Raw genomic sequence first — 19,394 nt, forward strand, 5'->3', positions numbered from 1 at the left:
CGCTGACGGCCGGCGAGAAGGCAGCGGAGCCGGTCAGGTTCTACGCCAATGCACGCGTCGTCCTGGACGAACAGGGCGTGCCGCAGCAGGTACAGGCGAACGAGAAGCTGCCGGCCGTGGTGCGTGGCGTCATCGAGGAGCGCGTGCTGCGCTGGCGTTTCGAGCCTGCGCAGGTGGGCGGTGTCGCCAAGGCCGGCGTGACCCATGTCTTCATGGATGCCTGTGCCGTGCCGCTGCCCGATGGCGGCATGCGCATGGCGCTGGACTACCGTTCCAATGGCCCGGCTCTCGCGCAGGGCGCGCTCATCGCCGCGCCGCCGCGCTATCCGGTGGATGCCGCACGCATGGGAAGCGAGGGCAGCTTCCGCGTCGTGATCAATGTCGGCCAGGATGGTGTCGCGACTGTCGGCAGCATCAAGCCCCTGTCGGGCTCACTGAAGCCGTTCGAAAAGACGTTGCGCGACTGGGTGGCCGCGATGCGGTACGTGCCCGAGCAGGTCGATGGGGTACCGATCGCCACCCAGCTGGCGATCCCGGTGGATTTCGCCATGGGCGGCGGCATGGGCATGCGGCGCGCGGAGCGGGCGGAAAAGGAACAGGCTGCGCAGTCGCCCGAGTGCAGGGCCGCCTCCGCCGGCGGCACGGACCCGCAGCGTCCGGTGGTCCTGGATTCCCCGTTCAAACCCCGGGAGACCGGCTGATCCGGCCGGACGGGCTGCAACGGCGGGATGTCGCCGTGGCCACCGGCCTGTCCGGGGAGGGCCCGCCATTCCGGAACAGTGTGACGTGGATCGCAAATGTGAATTCCGTAAGCTAAGATACGGATCACATTTGCAGTCCGCCCCTCCTTGCCTGGACGGCGTCTTGGGTCGGCGTGCCAGCAGGGGCAGGCGGGAAAGTCGGTGAGTCGGACGAACCCGGGGAACGCCTCTTCCACAGAAGCGTCAGGGGATCCGTCCATCGATGTCGTACCGCGCCAGTGATGTGCTGCGCCCGCAGGGCGCGCGTTCCGTCCGTCCGTCTTCCCGTTCTTGTTCCGATGCCGCGACGTCGCGCCGCGGGCTGCGCCGTGCCCTCCAGGCCGGACTGCTGCTGGCCATGCTGCTCGCGGCCGCCTCGGCGCTGGCGTTGATCACCGGGGTGTGGACGCTCAACGGTGCGACCTCGGCGACCACCACCCTCGATGGCATCACCGTGACCTGGACCGGCACGTCCGACCAGGTCTATGCCAACGGGACCTTCAACACCACCAATGCGAGCCGCTGGAGCGATCCCTACGGCGAGACGGTCGCCGGCGGCCGCTCGCTGACGCTGCTCCACGAAACGGCCAGCCGCACCTACACGATCACCTTCAGCAAGCCGGTGGACAACCCGGTGCTGCATGTCGATCGCCTCGGCGGCGCACTGGGCAACGATCCGAACAGTTCGCGCTGGACGCTCAGCAATTCGGTGGCCCAGGGCGGTGCGGTGTCGCTGACGCGGCTCAGCGGCAATACGCAGTTCCAGGTATCCGGCAGCACGTTCGTGCGTTCGACCGGCACGGCCTTCTCCGGCACCGCGAATGCCGAGTGTCTTTCGGGCAACGCGGCCACCGTCGCCAGCGGTACCGCCTGCGGTTCCGTGCGCTTCAACGGCACCGGCATCACCAGCCTGACCTTCACCACCACCCAGGTCGGCCCGGCGGGCGGCGACGAAGTGGAGCTGCGCTGGAGCTTCCAGGGCAGCAACGTCATCGTGCGCAAGCAATCGGTCGGCGGTACCGGCACCTTCGGCATCACCGCCAGCAACGCACTGGCGCAGGCGTTCAACCTGGTGACGACCGCGCAGAACACGCCCGTGTCGTCCACGACGTACCCGGTGACGAACCACGCCGGCGCGATCACGCTGACCGAGACCACGGTCCCGACGGGCTACGCGCTGACGGGCGCCACCTGTACGGACCAGAACAACGCCGCCGTCACCGCGACCGTCAACACGGCCGCGCGCCAGGTCACGATCGCCGCGGGCGACTACCGCGCCAACCAGACCCTCACCTGCACGCTGACCAACAGTGCGACCGCGACGCTCGCGTTGGCCAAGACGTGGATCGACGCCGCGATCAACGACACCGCGACGCTGTCCGCGACCGGCGGCGCCAATGCCGCATCGCTGGCCTCCACCGCGAACAGCGCTGCCGAGACCGACACCGGCTCCGCCGTGCAGGTCGTGCCGGGCAACGTCATCACGCTGGCCGAAACCCTGGCGGCCGGCAACGCACGCACGTATACCGCCAGTGCCTGGACCTGCTCGGGCGGCAACCTCAGCGGCAACACGTTGACGCTGACCGCCGCGCACGCGGGCCAGGCCATCGTCTGCACGATCACCAACCGGGCGCGCGTGACGGATGTGTCGGTGGTGAAGTCGAGCGCGTCCGCCACCGCCACCAGCGGACAGGTGACCAACTTCACCGTGGTCGTGTCGAACGCGGGTCCCACCGCGGCCGATGGCGCGGTGGTCAGCGATACGCCGGGCGCAGGCCTGAGCTGTCCGGTATCCGGCAGCCCGATCAGCTGCGTCGCCAGCGGTGGCGCGGCGTGTCCGGGGGCGGCGGCGTTGCCGACGCTGGTCAGTGGCGGCGTGGCCGTGCCGACTTTGCCATCGGGCGGCACCGTGACCTTCACCGTGCCCTGCCAGGTCACGGCCAGCGGACTCTGATTCCCGGCGAGCTTCCCAAGCGAGGGGCGAATCTCCATGATGCGGCTCCGTTCTTCGCCCCACTGATGCAATGAGCCGTACCGCCTGGCTGTGGGTGGTGGTGCTGTCGACCGCCATCGCGCTGGCCGCGACCTTCCTGGTCACGCCGCGTTTTCCCGTTCCCGTCCCCGAGGCCGGCCCGCCGGTCACGCCGTTCGGCTGGACCGGCCAGCTGTCGCTGGCGGCCGGTGACGGCGTGCGTGGCGCGAGCGACGGGCTGGGCGCGAACGCGCGCTTCGACGACCCCTGGGGCATCGTCGTGATGGAAGACGGCACGCGCTACGTCGCCGATGCCGGCGATAACAACCGCATCCGCCGCATCGCGCGCGATGGCAGCGTGGCGACGCTGGCCGGGGGGCGCGAGGGGTTCATCGACGGCGCCGGCACCGTGGCAGCCTTCCATACGCCGTCGGCGCTGGCGCGCGATGCGCAGGGCAATCTCTACGTGGCCGATACCGGCAACCACGCCATCCGCAAGGTCACGCCGCAGGGCGTGGTGACGACGGTGGCCGGCACGGGCGAGCCGGGCTTCCGCGACGGCGCGGCGATGCAGGCGCAATTCAACGGACCCATCGGGGTCGCGGTGGATGGCAGCGGTCGCGTCTATGTCGCCGACACCTACAACGACCGCATCCGCCTGATCTCCCGGGACGGCGTGGTCACCACGCTCGCCGGCGGCGATGCGCCCGGTTTCGTGGATGGCACCGGCGGCGAAGCGCGCTTCGACACGCCGACCGGCATCGCCGTGGATGCCACCGGCGTTGCGTGGGTCGCGGACCTGCGCAACGACGCCATCCGCAGGATCGGGCCGCAGGGCGGGGTCAGCACCTTGCCGCTGCAGCCGGACCTGCCGATGCAGGCAGGCCCACGCAGGCCGTTGTCGCTGGCGCTCACGCACGATGGCCATCTGTATGTCGGCGAACTGTTCACCGGTCGGGTGATGCAGGTGATGCGCGATGGACGTTGGCACGTGTTGGCCGGCCATTTGCCGGGGCAGCGGCTGTCGCGCACGGCGGGGCTGGCGGTGGATGCGCGTGGCGATGTGCACGTCACCGATGCGGGTGCCCATCGGGTGCATCGCATAGCGCCGCTGGCGGCCGGCGTCGCGCCTGCCCCCGCGACTGTCGGTCCGTCGGCGGAGGATCCACTGYCCGTCACCGCAGGTCGCTGGCCCCTGCAGCCGCAGGACCAGTGGCATGAGGTGGTCGGCACGCTCGGCGAAGTCCGGGGCGACTACAGCGGGGAAAGTCGCCACCACCTGCACGGCGGTCTCGACATCCGCGGCGACGTCGGCGCCACCGTGCTCGCCATCGCCGACGGCAAGGTCAGCAGTCCATCCGCCGCCTGGAACTTCGATGGCCTGAGCGAAGGACTCGGTCTTGGCCCGCTCGACTACATCCACATGCGCGTCGGCCGCACGCCGCGCGGAGAGCTGCTGGATCCGGCGCGCTTCCAGCTGCTCCACGACCTCAGTGGCGCGCCCAGCCGCATCCGCGTGCGGCGCGGCACGCGCTTCGCCGCGGGCGACCCGCTGGGCACGGTCAACCGCATGGCGCACGTGCACCTGTCGATCGGCCCTTCGGGCTACGAGCGCAACGCGATCGCGCTCGGCTTCACCGGGTTCACCGACACCTATCCGCCGCGCATCGACGACGTCGCGCTGTTCGACACGCTGGACCAGCCGATCGACCAGCGCGAGGACGGACGCGTGCTGGTGCCGCGGGACCTGCAGGGCGTGCGCATCGTCGTGGATGCCTGGGACCAGGTGGACCGCAACCTGCCGCGCCGTCGCCTCGGCGTGCATGCCTTGGGCTACCAACTGCTGCACGACGACGGCACGCCCGTCGCGGGGTTCGAAGCGCCGCGCATGACGCTCGATTTCCACCGGCTGCCGTCCGATGATGCGGTGCAGGTGGCGTACGCGCCGGGAAGCGGCATCACCGTGCATGGCAGTGCGGTCACCCGGTTCCGGTACAGCGTCACCAATACCGTCCGCGACGGCCGTTGGGCCGAAGGCGCATGGCGGGCCGGCGAACTCCCGCCCGGCGACTACACCCTCAGGATCACCGCCCGCGACTACAGCGGCAACGAGGCACAGGGTCGCCGCGACCTGAAGTTGCGGCTCCCGTAGCGGGAAACCGCGCCCGCGAATGTTCCGGAGCGTCGTGTCGATCCGCGCCCTGGCGGTTCGTCGTTCTCCTGAAAGCGGCCGGAGTGTCCGGTCCGCACGATCGGGAGGGTGCAATGCGCGTCATGGTCATCGTGAAGGCCAGTGCCGATTCGGAAGCCGGCCGGATGCCGGATACCGAATTGCTCACGGAGATGGGCAGGTTCAACGAGGCGCTGGTCAAGGCCGGCATCATGCTGGCCGGCGAGGGATTGCATCCCAGCTCGCGGGGTGTGCGCGTGCGCTTCGACGGCAGGCAGCGCACGGTCGTCGACGGACCCTTCGGCGAAACGAAGGAACTGGTCGCCGGCTTCTGGCTTTGGCAGGTCCGCAGCCTCGACGAAGCCATCGAGTGGATCAAGCGCGCGCCGTTCGATGGCGGCGCGGAGATCGAACTGCGGCCGGTGTTCGACGCCGACGATTTCGGCGATGCGCTGACGCCGGAGCTGCGCGAGCAGGAAGCACGGCTCGCCGCGCAGATCTCGCCAGACCATCAACCGTGAGTGGACTTTCATGAGCACCCAGATCTTCGTCAACCTGCCGGTCCGCGACCTGGATAAGTCCAAGGCCTTCTTCGCCGCGCTAGGCCATGCGACCAATCCGCAATTCACCGACGAGAACGCGGCCTGCGTCGTCATCAGCGACACCATCTACGTCATGCTGCTGGTGGAGCCGTTCTTCCAGGGCTTCACGCGCAAGGCGATCTGCGACGCGCGCACGCATACGGAAGTGATCCTCTGCCTGTCCGCCGACAGCCGTGCGGCCGTCGACGCCATGGTCGGCAAGGCCCTCGCCGCCGGCGGCACCGAACCGATGGAAGCCAAGGATTACGGCTTCATGTACCAACGCAGCTTCCAGGATCCCGATGGCCACCTGTGGGAGATCGTGCACATGGACGAAGGCGCCATGCCGGCGGATTGATGTACATGAATGTAGGCGGCCAGACGCCCGGAACCGGCTGCGAAAGCTTGCATGCGTCGTGCATCTGTCGTAAATGATGAAGCGACGCATGAGGCGAGAGGTGCATGAATGCAGGGCAGGAAGCCGACACTCCCCGGACGTTCTTCGCGCCACGCGCGATCGCTGGCGCTGATATCGGCGATGATCGTCTCAACCGCAGGATGCCAGGGCATGGCCATGACGCAGGAATCAGGTCTTGAGGGAAGGAAGGCCGGCGACCCGGCTGCGTCGGCATGGCCGTTGAAGTTTTTCCAGCACAACTTCGGCGCGCACTGCTTCGATACCATCGGGTGCAAGATCGTGTACAGCGGTTTCGTCCACGGCGTCGACCGTGACGACGAGGTAAGCCCTCCCATCTCTTCGTATCGTGCGAGTCACGAAAAGCTTCTCAGCGCTGGGCACATCGCCCGGCGCAACTTTCCGGCACCAGCGAAAGTGCAATGGCGCTCCAAGGACGGCGTGCCGCATGAGGCCGAGGTCGATATCGGCGAGATCTTCAAGGACCGCATCGTGTTGCACAACGTGCCGCGCGAGGAGATCCATGGAGACCTGGGTGATCCGGACATCATCCTCGAAGTCAACGATCGCACCATCAATGTCTACATGCGCGCTTTCGTGCCGACGAAGACACTGCAGGTGCCGGGCAACAAGTACAGCGGCTTCCGCGACGATCTCGTCCTGGCCTGGACGAGAACCTACTGACGCACCTCCAGGGAGTGGAGCATGGGCGGCGAACGGCATCCCGATGGTGTAAGCACGGTACCGGCGACGGCATCGGATCTGGCGACATTCCCGGACGCCAGCAGGCAACTCGCGAGCTTCTCGGCGCCGTTGCTCCGCGACGGCGATACGCCGGATCACCGGCTGTTCGTCGCTGCCTTCGACGGCACCGGCAACAGCATGTACAAGGATGCGCCGGAGAACCACACCAACGTGGCGCGCATCGCGAAACAGCTCGAGCAGTCTAAGGATCCGACGATCGGCTTTGGGTACGTCGAAGGTCCCGGTACGCAGGGTGGACTGGGTGGTGTCATCGACCAGGCCACCGGCGGTACCTACGAACCCCGCATGGAGGAAATGTATTTCCAGTTCATCCAGCAGGCTTCGGCGTGGTTGCGCGACAATCCCGACGCCGACATCCGCATTGCCGCCATCGGATTCAGTCGTGGTGCCGAGCAGGCGGCGGGCTTCACGCGCCTGGTGGAGGAGCGGGGTATCCAGGATCCGAGAGGCATGGACGTCGTGCGCGACCGCAACGGCCGCATCGAAAGGCTGGAGCCGACCCGCCCAAATCTGCGCGAACCCGGCACCGTCATCCAGGCCGTCGGCCTGTTCGATCCGGTCGGTACGGGCGAGCCGCGCGACCACGACCGCCGTCTGCCGCCCTCTGTGGTGTCGGGCTTCCAGATCACCGCCGACGACGAGCGGCGCAACCTGTTCCAGTCCACGCGGGTGATGGACCCGGGCGTGACCGATGGGGGACGCTTCCTCAATGTCACCGTCGCGGGCGCGCACAGCGACATCGGCGGCGGGTACACCCAGGACGGCATCGGCGTCCGCAGCGGCAACCTGATGATCGACTACCTCAATGCGCTGAGCGACAGGCCCTACCTGGCCAAGCGCGAGGAACCGATGGATCCCGCGCGCAACGTCATCCATCGGTCCGAGGAGCACCAGTTCTTCTACCGCACCTCGATCTACGACAGGGCCGGCGTGCGCGGGATGCAGGAAGAACTCGCGCCGGCGCCGCTGTGCAGGATCGACTGCCTGGACGCGCAACCGCGCAATGAGGCGATGGCCTCGACGCTGGCGTGGCGGCCGGTCGCCATCGGCGCGGTACCCGCGGAACCCGTCCGTGACGGCCGCATGGTCGAGCAACTGCTCGACGCCGCACGACGGGGCGATGGCGGAGCGATCGAACGCCTAGCGCGCGAGCAGTTGCACGGAGAGACGGGACAGGCGTGGTTGYGGTCTGGGCAGCAGCGCCTGCACGAATTGCCGCCCACCCTGACTGCGCCGGCAGAACCACAGCGCGAGCCTGCCGCGCTAGCGCGCTGAGACATGCTTGTCGCTTCCTGTCGCCCTGCGGTCTAATCCGCCCGGGGAAAACGATGCCACGGGAGGCATCCATGGAACGGGTAGCAAGGAGTGTGGGCATCCTGCTGGGATGCCTGTTTGCGCCATGGGCGCACGCGCAGGTGGACCTGGAGCCGTTCCTTAAGCAGGACGTGCTGGAAACCCTGAAGATCTCGCCCACCGGCGAGTACTACGCGCTGACGGTGCCGCTGGAGGACCAGACCATCCTCGCGGTGCAGCGGCGCAGCGACCGTCAGATCACCGCCAAGATCAGCGCCGGCGCGGACAGTGTGATCGACGACGTCTGGTGGGTGAGCGACGACCGCGTCGTCGTGTCGGTGGCGAAGAAGTACGGTTCGCGCGACCAGCCCTACGCCACCGGCGAGCTGTATGCGACGAACGTGGACGGCTCCGTGCGTCGGCAGATCTTTGCGCGCTATGGCCTGGACGGAAACGAGGTCCAGCCGCGCGCGGCCGAGCTGGTCGATCCGATGCCGAATGATCCGCGCAAGGTGCTGATCAGCATGTACGCGCTCGACACGTCCATGCCGAACACGCGGTTGATGAGCCTGGATGCCTACAACGGCAGCCTGGACACGCTCGCCACCGCCCCGGTGCGCCGTGCCGACTTCGTCGTCGATGCGACGGGCGAGGTCCGCTTCGCGCTCGGGGCGGGCGAAGACAACGCCAGCAAGCTTTATCACCGCCCCAGTGGCGGTACCCCGTGGGCGCTGGTCAACGACGAGAACGCGACGCGGCGTGTCGAGGTGCCGCTGGGTTTCGCGCCCGATGGCCGCACGGCCTACCTGCAGGTCGAGCAGCGCGAAGGGCCGGACGCGATCGTGGCCCTGGATACGGAGACCGGCGAGCGCACGCAGGTGCTGCGCGATGCAGTGGTGGATCCCTACYGGATCATCCGCGCACCGGGCGGGCGCACGCCCGTGGGCAGCTTCTTCATGCACGACCGGCTCCGCACGGTGTTCTTCGACGAAAAATCGGAGACTGCGCGCCTGTATCGCAAGCTGGAGCGATCGTTTCCTGGACATTCGATCCTGATCACCTCCGGCACGCGCGACGGCAAGCTGAAGATCGTCCATATCTGGAACGACGCCAGTCCCGGCGATTTCTATCTGTTCGACACGCAGACCAATGCTGCCGATCTGATCTTCAGCAGGCGCAAATGGTTGGATCCAGCGACGTTGTCGCCCAGCGAATCAGTGGCGTTGAAAGCGCGGGACGGTCTTCCGCTGCATGGTTACCTGACGCGTCCGCGCGGTAGCCAGGGGCCGCTGCCGCTGGTGGTGATGCCGCATGGGGGGCCGATCGGCATCTTCGACCGCTGGGAGATCGACGACGAGGCGCAGATGCTGGCGCGCGCCGGGTACGCGGTGCTACGCCTCAATTTCCGCGGCTCGGGCAATTACGGGCGCGCGCACATGCAGGCCGGTGCGCGCGAGTGGGGTGGCGCGATGCAGGACGACCTGACCGACGCAACGCGCTGGGCGATCGAGCAGAAGATCGCGGACCCGCAGCGGATCTGCCTGTATGGGGCGAGCTATGGCGGCTATGCGGCCCTGATGGGCGTGGCCAAGGAGCCGGCGATGTACCGCTGCGCGGCCGGCTATGTCGGCGTGTACGACCTAGAGCTGATGCACCGGCAGAAATCGCGCAATGCCAAATGGGTCGGCAACTACATGAACGACTGGGTGGGTGATGATCGCACCGCGCTGGCCGACATTTCGCCCACTTCGCTGGCAGCGAAGATCAGGGTGCCGGTGTTTCTGGCGGCGGGCGGGAAGGACGAGATCGCGCCGCAGGCGCACACAGAGCGCATGGAGAAGGCGCTGAAGGCCGTGGGCGTGCCGGTGGAGACGCTGTACGTGCGCACCGAAGGCCACGGCTTCTATGCCGAAGCCAACCGACGCACCTACTACACCAGGTTGCTGGACTTCCTGTCGCGCCACCTGGGCGGCGCGAAAGCGAAGTAGCCGGGGATCAGGCGCCGACGCGCCTGCGTACCGCCTCGAAATCGCGCACCGGCCGCACCTCGATGCTGCCGGTGCCGATCCACGGGAATTCCTGCGCGATGCGTACCGCCTCGTCCAGGCTGTCGGCCTCGATCAGGTTGTAGCCGCCGAGGATCTCCTTCGTTTCGGCGAAGGGGCCGTCGACGACGTGCGTCTTGCCGTTGCGCACGCGCACGGTACGCGCGGTGCTGCCATGCTCGAGCTGCTGGGAGTCGATCAACGTACCCTCGGCCTTCAGTTCGTCGGCGTGGGTGATGCAGCCGTGCATCATGCGGTCGAACGCGCCCTCGGGCAGCGCATCCAGCAGCTGGTCATCCGTGTAGATCATCAACAGGAACTTCATGCGCCCTCCCGGCGTGCCGTGCAGGCCGGGATTGTGCCACGCGGGCATGACAGGGCCGTTCAGGCGCGGGCCGCGCCCGGATCACTCGCCCGCAGGCGATCGATACCACGCTTCCACGGTGCCCTTGACCTTCATCGTCATCGGGTTGCCGCGGCGGTCCTTCGACTTGCCGACCGGCACGCGGACCCAGCCTTCGCTGATGCAGTACTCCTCCACGTTGTCGCGCTCCACGCCGTTGAAGCGGATGCCGACGCCGCGGTCCATCGCCTCGGCGTTGTAGAAGGGGCTGCGCGGGTCGGAAGCCAGGTGGTCGGGAGGCGTGTCGGACATGGAAGGCGTCGCGTGGTCGTCGGGGGCGCAAGGATAACCGAAGCGCCCGCCTCACCAGGCCACGCGGTTGCGGCTGCAGACAAGCGTGGCCTGCAGCGTCAGCCGCCCGCGGCGCGGAGCGGTGTCCAGCCGGACGCCATGCGGCACCGCAGGGGCGCGGAATACGTCGGCATCGTGCATCACCAGGCGGTTCCAGCGTGCCGGTACCGTGACCGCGTGCGCGAAGCAGGCGATCGTGGACGCGTGCGGATAGCCCGCTGCCACGCCATGGCGTCGGGAGAACGCGTCCGGCGACAGGGCATCGGCGTCGTGTTCGATCTCCGCCACTTGCTGCGGCGACACGATGGGCAGGAAGAAATGCGTCCCGCCCAGCGTGGCGTCCCGGAACAGGAACAGTTCTGCGGCGACGAGGCGCTGGTCGGGTTCGTGCCAACGCTCGCGACGCGGCAGCCAGTGCGACGGCGGCARTGCGTCGCCTGCCAGGGTCAACAGCGAAAGGCGGCTGGTGCTGCGCAGGATGCGTCGCACGCCGAGCGTGTGGCGGGCATGGTCGCGCATTACGTCATGAAGCAAGGCGGTGAAGTCGTCCGGCATGCGCAGCCGGAGACCCGGAAACACGTCGGGCGAAGCGGGGTGGAAGTCTTCCCGGTAGGCGTCCGCAAAGGCGGGCAGGCGTTCCGGCGACAGCAGGGCGTCGTCGAGGACGACGCAGATGCGACCCTGCCCCAGCGGAACCTGCGTCACCGAGGGACGTGGGTTGAACATGGCACGGCCTCCCGCGGGCGCCGGCATGCGGGCCGGCGGCGCCACGATAGACCTTCGCGGTGGTGGAGACAAAAGAACGCCGGGGCGGCCCACCACGACCGCCCCGGCGTGTGCTGCCGTCGAGGAATTACGGCATCAGCACCTTGTCGACCACGTGGATCACGCCGTTGCTGGCCTTCAGGTCGGCGGTGGTGACCTTGACGGTGTTGCCCTTGGCATCGGTCAGGGTGACGCCGCCATCGACTACCTGCGCCTTCAGTTCACCGCCCTGCACGGTCTTCAACGTGGCGGTACCACCGCTGGCCTGGATCTGCTGCGTCAGCGTGGCGGYGTCCACCATGCCGGGCACCACGTGGTAGGTCAGCACGGCGGTCAGGTCGGCCTTGCTCTCCGGCTTCAGCAGCGTGTCGACGGTGCCGGCGGGCAGCGCTTCGAAGGCGGCGTTGGTGGGTGCGAACACCGTGAACGGGCCTGCGCCCTTCAGCGTATCGACCAGGCCCGCGGCCTGCACCGCACTGACCAGCGTGGTGTGGTCCGGCGAACCGATGGCGGTATCCACCACGTCCTTCTGCTCGACGGCCGGTGCGGCGGCATCGGCGGGTGCCGGATCGCTGGCTTCGGCCACCGGCATCGGGGCGGCGCCGGCGTCGGCTTCGGCTTCGGCGGTCTTCGGCGAGCACGCAGCAGCGGTGAAGGCGGCGAGCAGGGCGACGGAAAGGACGGTACGGTTCATGGGTATCTCCTGGGTGGATGAGGGTGTGGTTGTTGCGCTTGCGGACTCATGTACGCCACGGCCTCACGCGCGGATGCATCACGTGGCCTTAATATTCAGCCAACCTTGACATCGCCCGCGCCGCGCAGCGCGACGTCATGCACCCACACGAAGACGCCCCATGACCCAGCCCGACCACGAATTCGATCCCGACGACAACTTCCGCCATGCCTTCGACGACGAAGACGACATGGATCTGGACGACACCGAGGCACTGGTCTGGAACCTGCTGGTGCTGATCAATCCCGGCGATGAAGAAACCGCACTGCGGCAGTTCGCGGCCTATCGCGACGCGAGYAGCGAAGACGGCGTCGAGCCGGACCAGGTGCTGTGGACGCTGAAGGACGCCATCGACTGGACGTCGGGCTTCTACGTGGACTGGAAGGACACAGAGTCCTTCATCGACTGCGTCAACCAGCTGGCCGCGCGCTATGCCGTCGAGATCGACTGGGGGGGCGATACCAGCGACGAGGATTTCCTCGACGGGACCGACGTTCCCGCCTTGATGTCCACGGCCTACGACCGCCTGCGCGAGCATGGCTACACGCTGTGGAACTGGAACACGGGGGGCGACGCCTACGCCGGATGGATCGCGCTGCGTCGCGACGACGACGGCATGCAGCAGCTGGCCGCGGTGATGGGCGTGGAGATCCGGCCGGGCAGCGACGCGTTCTGACCGCGACCGCGCGACGGCGCGCACGCTAGACTCGCATCGTCGCCTCCGTTCCGGGATCGTCCGTCATGCGCGTGCTGCTCGCCTGCCTTGCCTGCCTGGTGCTGTCGGTGGCGAATGCCGCGAAGGCGCAGGACGTCACCACGCTGCTGTCGCCTTCCAAGCCGAAGGCGCCCGAAGCGATCGCGCTGGCCGACATCCCCGGTCGCGCCGATGCCGACGAGCGCTACGCGGAGGAAGTGTCGCTGCGCGCGGCGCGCGCCGATCCGCTCGGCCGACTTGTGCCGCGGCTGACGACCATCGAGAAGTCGGTGGCGGAGAAGAACGGCCTGTTCGCCTACGGGGAACTGCGCACGCTGCCCGTGCTGCGGCTGGAAAGCATGGAGCGCCACTGGAAGTTCGATGCGCGCCAGTACGCGCGCTGGCGCGGTGACATGCAGGCATCGGTGGCACCGTATGCGCAGGATGCGGCGGAACTGGCGCTGCGCCGCGCCGACTGGGAACTCACCCGGCAGGGCATGGCCGCGGACGGCACGCCGGATGCCCTGCGCTCGCGCGTGGAAGGCGTATCCGCGCGGCTGCAGGCGGCCGAGCAGGCGCTGTCCACGCCGCTGGCGGGGCAGATCCGGCTGGGGCAACGCGCCAACCTGCTCGCCGCACGCATACAGGCCGGCCAGCAGGCGGTGGACGATGCCATCGCCTACGCCGACCGGCGCCTGTTCCGCCTGGATGCGTCGCCCTTGTGGCAGGTGCAGGACCGCACGGTCCTGCGGCAGGACGTGGYCGACAGCCTGAAGCGTGAGGTCCAGCARGAGAACAGCTTCGTCGCCCAGTACACCGCGGCGGATGTCGGCAACCAGCGGTTGCTGCATTTGCTGCAGTTGATGTTGCTGCCGGCGCTGCTGTGGATCGCGTGGCGGCATCGGCGCCGCCGCCTGGATCCGACGGCGGCGCTGGCGACGGATGCGGAGTCGCGCGTGGTGGGACGTCCGTTCTCCACCTGGTTGCTGCTGTCCATGATCGGCGTGCTGGTGTTCGAACCGAACGCGCCGCTGTTCCTGCACCAGCTGGCGATGCTGGTCGCGCTGGTGCCGGTGTTGCGGCTGATGCCGCAGCAAGGCCGTCGCCTGCTGGGACCGTGGCCCTACCTGGCGACCGCGTTCTACCTGCTGCAGCATTTGGCTGTCCTGCTGATGGCCAGCGATTACCTGTACCGGCTGTACTACCTGGTGCTCTCCCTGCTGGCGCTCGCGGCCACCGGCTGGCTGCTGTGGCGTTCGCGCGGCGAGCGCTACGCCGGCGTGGCCGGTCGTGCCGGACAGCTGGTCCACGGCCTGGCCTGGGGCGGCGTCGCGATCCTGTCGACGGCGATCGTCGCGAACGTCGTGGGCAACGTGTCGCTGGCGGAAATGCTGACGGCCGGCATCATCGAGAGCGGCTACTTCGCGCTGGTCCTGTATGCGGCGGTGACGGTGCTGGAAGCCTTGTTGCGCCGGCTGGGCGCGCGCCCCGAAGTGCGTCGGCTGTGGTTGATGCGCCGGCATGGCGGCCACCTGCTCGACACGCTCGCGCGGTGGGCGCGCGTCGCGGCGGTGATCGGCTGGATCGTCTACACGATGATCCGCTTCCGCATCTTCCGGCCGGTGTACGACGTCGCCAGGGYCATCGTCACGCACCGCTTCGAGTACGGCGAACTCTCGCTCAGCCTGGGCCACGTGCTGGTGTTCTGCATCGGCGTGGTGTTGGCGGTCTGGGTGGCGCGCACGCTGCGCGCGCTGCTGCGCGAGGAAGTCCTGCCGCGGATGTCGCTGCCGCGCGGCGTGGACAACAGCATCGCCTCGCTCAGCTACTACGTGCTGCTGTTGCTGGGATTGCTGGCCGCGCTGTCCGCCGCGGGCTTCAAGATCGGGCAACTGGCCTTCATGTTCGGCGCACTCGGGGTGGGGATCGGGCTGGGCCTGCAGGACGTGGTGAAGAACTTCGTCTCCGGCCTGATCCTGATGTTCGAGCGTCCGGTGAAGCCCGGTGATGCGGTCGACATCAGCGGTACCGCCGGCCGCGTGCGCGCCATCGGCATGCGCGCCACCACCGTGCGCACGTTCGAAGGCGCCGACGTCATCGTGCCGAACGGCATGCTGTTGTCCGACAAGGTGACCAACTGGACGCTGATGGACCAGAACCGCCGCGTCGACGTCGACGTGGGGGTGGCCTACGGCAGCGACGTGACGCGGGTGATGCAGCTGCTGCAGGAGACCACGCGCGCGACGCCCGGCATCGCCGACGACCCCGTGCCTGCCGTGCTGTTCACCGGCTTCGGCGCCAGTTCGCTGGACTTCGCCATCCGTGCATGGAGTCGCCGCTACGACGACTGGTCCACGATCCGCAGCGACCTGATGATGCGGCTGCACGCCGCACTCGGCGCAGCGGGCATCGAGATCCCCTTCCCGCAGCAGGACCTGCATGTGCGCACCGTGCCGGACGACCTGGTGCGCTCGCTGGCGCGGCCTGCTTCGCTGCCGCAGGGAGACACCGATGGCGGCGCCTGAGCCGGAGGTCGCGATCCGCGCGCTGGGTCCCTCCGACCTGGGGCTGATGCGGGACATGCTGCGGATGTTCGGCCGTGAGTTCGACGACATTCCGACCTACACCGCTGCCCCGCCGGATGACGCGTACCTGGGCCGCCTTCTCGCGCGCGACACGTTCATCGCGGTGGCGGCGGTGCAGGGCGATGAGGTGGTCGGTGGGCTGGCCGCCTACGTGTTGCCCAAGTTCGAGCAGGCACGCAGCGAGGTCTACCTCTATGACCTGGCCGTGGCGGACGCGTACCGCCGCCGCGGCATCGCGACCGCGCTGATCGCCGAGTTGCGAAGGATCGCCGCCGCGCAGGACGCGTGGGTGGTGTTCGTGCAGGCGGACTACGGCGACGACCCGGCGGTCGCGCTGTATACCAGGCTGGGCACGCGCGAGGACGTGATGCACTTCGACATCGCGGTGGACTGAGTCGGGTCGGGCATCGGCGTGGCGACGCCGCCATGCAGGCGCCTCAGCGAATGGCGGAATCCTGCGCCGCCGCAGGCGTCAACGCGGCGGTCGCCTGCGCGGGAGCGCCCGGCATGGCGGTGTCGGCATCGGGCTTGGGCGCGCCCGGGGCGAGCAGCTTGCCTTCGCCCTGCAGCGCTTCTTCCGCCGCTTTCGTCATAACCACGATGCTGATGCGGCGGTTGATCGGATTCTGCGGATGTTCCTTGTCGAACAGGACCGACGACGACAGGCCGACCACGCGCGATACCTTGTCCTCGTGCATGCCGCCCACCACCAGCGCGCGGCGCGCGGCGTTGGCGCGCTCGGCGCTGAGTTCCCAGTTGGTGTAGCCGCGGTTCGACGAGTACTGGGTGACGTCGGTATGCCCGGTGATGCTGATGTGGTTCGGCACCTGGTTGATGAAGCCGGCCAGCTCGCCCAGGATCGCCTGCGTATAGGGTTTCAGAACCGTGCCGCCCAGGTCGAACATCGGCCGGTTCTGCTGGTCGACGATCTGGATGCGCAGGCCTTCCGGGGTGAGGTCGAGCAGCAGCTGGTCCTTGAACGGCTCCAGCGCCTGGCTCTTGCCGATGGCTTCCTCCAGCGCCTGCATCAGCGTCTCCAGGCGCTGCTTCTCCTGCGCTTTCTGCTGTTCTTCGGACACCTGGTCCGCATCGCCCGGCGGCTTGTCGAACGGGTTGTCGCTTTCGCCCTTCGGCAGGTCCATCGTGCCGCCCAACTTGATCATGGACGTACTCGCGCCGCCGGGACCGGCAGGACCCGGGGCAGGCGAGAAGCTCTTGCCGCTCAGCGGGCTGGGATTGCGGAAATATTCCGAGATCGCCGCGCGTTCCTTGTTGGTGGTGGCGCCCATCAGCCACATCACCAGGAAGAACGCCATCATCGCGGTCACGAAGTCCGCGTAGGCGACCTTCCACGAGCCGCCATGATGGCCGCCGCCGGCGACCTTCTTGACCCGGCGGACGATGATGGTGGGACGTTGCTCGCTCATCGCCGCAGGCTTACTTGTTGGCCTTCAGGTGCGCCTCGAACTCGGCGAATGGCGGGCGCACGTCGGAGGGCAGCGTCTTGCGGGCGAATTCCAGCGCGACGGCCGGGTTGTAGCCGCGCAGGCAGGCGAGCAGGGCCGTCTTCACCGACTCGTACATGCGGCTGTCCTGTTCGACCTGCGCCTCGATGGCCGCGGCCAGCGGCGAGACGAAACCGTAGGCCAGCAGGATGCCGAGGAAGGTACCGACCAGCGCGGCGGCGACGTGCGCGCCGACCGCGGCGATGTCGCCGCCGATCGAGCCCATCGTCACGATGATGCCGAGCACCGCGGCGACGATGCCGAAGCCCGGCAGGCCGTCTGACACCTTCTGCAGCGCATGCGCCGGCGCCATCGCTTCATGGTGGTGCTTCTCCAGCTCCAGCTCCAGCAGCGGCTCCAGTTCGTGCGGTTCGATGTTGCTGCCCACCATCAGGCGCAGGCACTCGGTCAGGAAGTCGAGCAGGTGGTGGTCGGCGAGGATCTTGGGGTACTTCTGGAACAGCGGACTGTTGGCCGGGTTCTCGATGTGCTCTTCCAGCGACATGAAGCCGTCGCGGCGCGCCTTGTTGAGCATCTCGTGGATCAGCGTGAGCACGTCGAGGTAGTCGGACGACTTGTACTTCGCGCCCTTGAACACCGACAGCGTCGCCGAGATCGTGCCCTTGACCACCTTGGTCGGGTTGCTAGCCATGAAGGCACCCAGTGCCGCGCCGCCGATGATGACCAGCTCGAAGGGCTGCCACAGGGCGCCGAGCTTGCCATGCGAGCCGAGGTAGCCGCCGATCACGCTCAGGGTGACGATGATGAAGCCGACGATGATGAGCATGGCGACGCGGGCGCAGGGTGGGGTCACCCAAGGATCGGCCCGGCCCGCCGTTTCTTGAGCCGCGACCGTTCGTCGGCCGCGCGCGGGGAATGACCTTCGGCAGGGTTGACTACAGTTGTCGTCACAGGCAAGTTGACGACAACTGTAGTCATGAGGCGATCCCATGCCCGGCAAGGCCCGCAAGTCGATCGGCGACCAGGAACTGGCGCTGCTGCAACATCTCTCCGAGCACGGCGAGGCCAGCGTCGGCGAAGTCGCCGCCGCCTTCGGCGAGGCACGGGGCCTAGCGCGGTCCAYGGTCCTGACGATGATGGAGCGCCTGCGCGCCAAGGCCTTCCTGCGCCGCCGCCAGGTCGACGGCGTGTACCGCTACGCCGCGGTCGCCCAGCACGACGACGTCATGCGCGGCGCGGTCGGCAGCTTCGTCGAGAAGACCCTGCAGGGCTCGCTGTCGCCGTTCGTGGCCTGGATGTCCCAGCGCACCGAGGTGAGCGACACCGAACTGGCCGAACTGGAAGCGCTGGTCGCCACCCTGCAATCGAAGCGGAAGGAGGGCTGACATGGACATCGTCGCCCTGGCCGATGACCTGCTGTCGCGCGTGCTTGCCGTGGGCCTGCAGTCGCTGGTGCTCGCCGCGCTGGTATGGGCGCTGTGCCGCTACCTGCCGCGCCTCGATGCGCGGACGCGCGCCTGGCTGTGGTGGCTGGTCGCCACGCAGATGGTGGTGGGCCTGGTCTGGCACGCCCCGGTGGGGTTGCCGCTGTTGCCGGCGGAGCCCGCCGTCGCGCCCGTGGTGATGGCGATGACGGCGGAACCCTCGGCGTCTGCCGGAGCCACGATGGCGGTCGTGCCGACGGCAACGACGCAGGCATCGCAGATCGACACCGGCGTGCTGCTGCTCGCGGCTTGGCTCGCCGGCATCGCGGTGATGCTGGCGAACACCCTTCGCCATGCGTGGCGCCTGCGGGCGCAGATCGGGCGCGCGCGTCCCTGTCGCGACCGCCGGGTACGCGCGGTGTACGACGTGCTGGTAGGCCGACTCGACATCGCTACAGCGCCCGAACTGATGGTCAGCGACGAGATCGATTCGCCGATGCTGGCCCGCCCCTGGCGCCCCGTGCTGATGCTGCCGGCCACCGGCATCGCCGCGATGAGCGACAACGACCTGCACATGGCGCTGCACCACGAACTCGCGCACCTGCAGCGCCGTGACCTGTGGTGGGCGTGGATGCCGGCGCTGGCGCAGCACCTGTTCTTCTTTCATCCGGTCGCGCACCTGGCCGCGCGCGAATACGCCTTCGCTCGCGAGGTCGCCTGCGATGCCGCCGTGCTGCAGGACGAACAGCACGCCGCCCACGACTACGGACGCCTGCTGGTGAAGCTGGGCGTCTCCCCCACCCCGACGCCGGCACTCGCCGGCGCGTCCCCCACGTTCCGCATCCTCAAGAGGAGACTGCTGATGCTGCAGCACACCGCTTCCCCCCTGCGCGCCAGCGCGCTGGCCCTGACCCTTGGCATCGTGCTGTTGGGTGTAGTGCCGTACCGCGTGATCGCCAGCGGCGCGCCGGCCGCGCCTCCGGCGCCTCCCGCACCGGTGGCGCCGATCGTCGTCGCGCCCGCGCCACCGGCCACGCCCACCGTGGCTCCGT

The 19,394-nt window shown here is 68.3% G+C and carries 19 protein-coding genes; 13 read left to right on the plus strand and 6 right to left on the minus strand.

The window, feature by feature from the left end:
* The 8 genes from AC04L7_RS01320 to AC04L7_RS01355 form a co-directional block, all read left to right on the plus strand.
* Positions 1-701 (plus strand): TonB family protein (locus AC04L7_RS01320; protein ID WP_475512406.1); only part of this gene is annotated, 701 nt, incomplete at its 5' end.
* Positions 702-963: 262 nt separating this feature from the next.
* Positions 964-2,694: a prealbumin-like fold domain-containing protein gene (locus AC04L7_RS01325; protein WP_436000614.1), complete on the plus strand. Its 1,731-nt coding sequence runs from the start codon at positions 964-966 to the stop codon at positions 2,692-2,694.
* A 70-nt stretch (positions 2,695-2,764) separates the two neighbouring features.
* Complete coding sequence (locus tag AC04L7_RS01330; protein WP_475512407.1) at positions 2,765-4,864, plus strand: gluconolaconase; 2,100 nt, start codon at positions 2,765-2,767, stop codon at positions 4,862-4,864.
* 113 nt (positions 4,865-4,977) lie between these two features.
* Entirely contained in the window at positions 4,978-5,403 is a 426-nt protein-coding gene (locus AC04L7_RS01335) for a YciI family protein (protein ID WP_296278938.1), read from the plus strand.
* A gap of 10 nt (positions 5,404-5,413) precedes the next feature.
* Positions 5,414-5,821, plus strand: a complete 408-nt coding sequence (locus AC04L7_RS01340; RefSeq protein ID WP_296278939.1) for a VOC family protein — start codon at positions 5,414-5,416, stop codon at positions 5,819-5,821.
* Between the two features lie 210 nt (positions 5,822-6,031).
* A complete protein-coding gene (locus tag AC04L7_RS01345) occupies positions 6,032-6,562 on the plus strand; it encodes a hypothetical protein (RefSeq protein ID WP_436000609.1) in 531 nt (176 codons plus the stop codon).
* A 21-nt stretch (positions 6,563-6,583) separates the two neighbouring features.
* Positions 6,584-7,918, plus strand: coding sequence for a T6SS phospholipase effector Tle1-like catalytic domain-containing protein (locus AC04L7_RS01350; protein WP_475512408.1), 1,335 nt, complete (start codon positions 6,584-6,586; stop codon positions 7,916-7,918).
* A 71-nt stretch (positions 7,919-7,989) separates the two neighbouring features.
* The gene (locus tag AC04L7_RS01355) at positions 7,990-9,924 is read left to right on the plus strand and encodes an alpha/beta hydrolase family protein (protein ID WP_475512409.1); all 1,935 of its coding nucleotides are present in this window, start codon (positions 7,990-7,992) and stop codon (positions 9,922-9,924) included.
* A gap of 7 nt (positions 9,925-9,931) precedes the next feature.
* Here the strand turns inward: AC04L7_RS01355 and AC04L7_RS01360 are convergent, their stop codons facing one another.
* The 4 genes from AC04L7_RS01360 to AC04L7_RS01375 all read right to left on the minus strand — a co-directional run bounded on the left by AC04L7_RS01360 (position 9,932) and on the right by AC04L7_RS01375 (position 12,032).
* Positions 9,932-10,306 carry a YciI family protein gene (locus AC04L7_RS01360; RefSeq protein WP_296278943.1) on the minus strand — a complete coding sequence of 125 codons (375 nt, stop codon included), beginning with the start codon at positions 10,304-10,306 and terminating at the stop codon, positions 9,932-9,934.
* 81 nt (positions 10,307-10,387) lie between these two features.
* Positions 10,388-10,636 carry a DUF3297 family protein gene (locus tag AC04L7_RS01365; protein WP_296278944.1) on the minus strand — a complete coding sequence of 83 codons (249 nt, stop codon included), beginning with the start codon at positions 10,634-10,636 and terminating at the stop codon, positions 10,388-10,390.
* Between the two features lie 51 nt (positions 10,637-10,687).
* Positions 10,688-11,401 carry a DUF6445 family protein gene (locus tag AC04L7_RS01370; RefSeq protein WP_436000603.1) on the minus strand — a complete coding sequence of 238 codons (714 nt, stop codon included), beginning with the start codon at positions 11,399-11,401 and terminating at the stop codon, positions 10,688-10,690.
* Between the two features lie 127 nt (positions 11,402-11,528).
* A complete protein-coding gene (locus AC04L7_RS01375; RefSeq protein ID WP_475512413.1) occupies positions 11,529-12,032 on the minus strand; it encodes a fasciclin domain-containing protein in 504 nt (167 codons plus the stop codon).
* A gap of 262 nt (positions 12,033-12,294) precedes the next feature.
* Here AC04L7_RS01375 and AC04L7_RS01380 point away from each other — a divergent pair, with 262 nt between their 5' ends.
* The 3 genes from AC04L7_RS01380 to AC04L7_RS01390 all read left to right on the plus strand — a co-directional run bounded on the left by AC04L7_RS01380 (position 12,295) and on the right by AC04L7_RS01390 (position 15,846).
* Positions 12,295-12,849 carry a DUF6630 family protein gene (locus tag AC04L7_RS01380; RefSeq protein ID WP_296278946.1) on the plus strand — a complete coding sequence of 185 codons (555 nt, stop codon included), beginning with the start codon at positions 12,295-12,297 and terminating at the stop codon, positions 12,847-12,849.
* Between the two features lie 65 nt (positions 12,850-12,914).
* Complete coding sequence (locus AC04L7_RS01385; RefSeq protein WP_475512410.1) at positions 12,915-15,392, plus strand: mechanosensitive ion channel family protein; 2,478 nt, start codon at positions 12,915-12,917, stop codon at positions 15,390-15,392.
* Positions 15,379-15,846 carry an AAC(3)-I family aminoglycoside N-acetyltransferase gene (locus AC04L7_RS01390; RefSeq protein ID WP_436000598.1) on the plus strand — a complete coding sequence of 156 codons (468 nt, stop codon included), beginning with the start codon at positions 15,379-15,381 and terminating at the stop codon, positions 15,844-15,846. The genes AC04L7_RS01385 and AC04L7_RS01390 overlap by 14 nt, the downstream gene beginning before the upstream one ends.
* Before the next feature lie 43 nt (positions 15,847-15,889).
* On the opposite strand, the gene motB is transcribed toward AC04L7_RS01390, so the two are convergent.
* Together motB and motA are read right to left on the minus strand one after the other, a co-directional pair.
* The gene (gene motB / locus AC04L7_RS01395; protein WP_296278949.1) at positions 15,890-16,879 is read right to left on the minus strand and encodes a flagellar motor protein MotB; all 990 of its coding nucleotides are present in this window, start codon (positions 16,877-16,879) and stop codon (positions 15,890-15,892) included.
* Positions 16,880-16,889: 10 nt separating this feature from the next.
* A complete protein-coding gene (gene motA / locus AC04L7_RS01400; RefSeq protein WP_296279001.1) occupies positions 16,890-17,744 on the minus strand; it encodes a flagellar motor stator protein MotA in 855 nt (284 codons plus the stop codon).
* A 163-nt stretch (positions 17,745-17,907) separates the two neighbouring features.
* On the opposite strand from motA, the gene AC04L7_RS01405 reads away from it, so the two are divergent.
* Positions 17,908-18,303 (plus strand): BlaI/MecI/CopY family transcriptional regulator, encoded by a 396-nt coding sequence (locus AC04L7_RS01405; protein ID WP_475512411.1) that lies wholly within the window; start codon positions 17,908-17,910, stop codon positions 18,301-18,303.
* 1 nt (position 18,304) lies between these two features.
* On the plus strand, positions 18,305-19,394 hold a 1,090-nt coding region (locus AC04L7_RS01410), incomplete at its 3' end, for a M56 family metallopeptidase (protein ID WP_475512412.1).

It is taken from the genome of Pseudoxanthomonas sp. LjRoot204_2 (assembly GCF_056175765.1).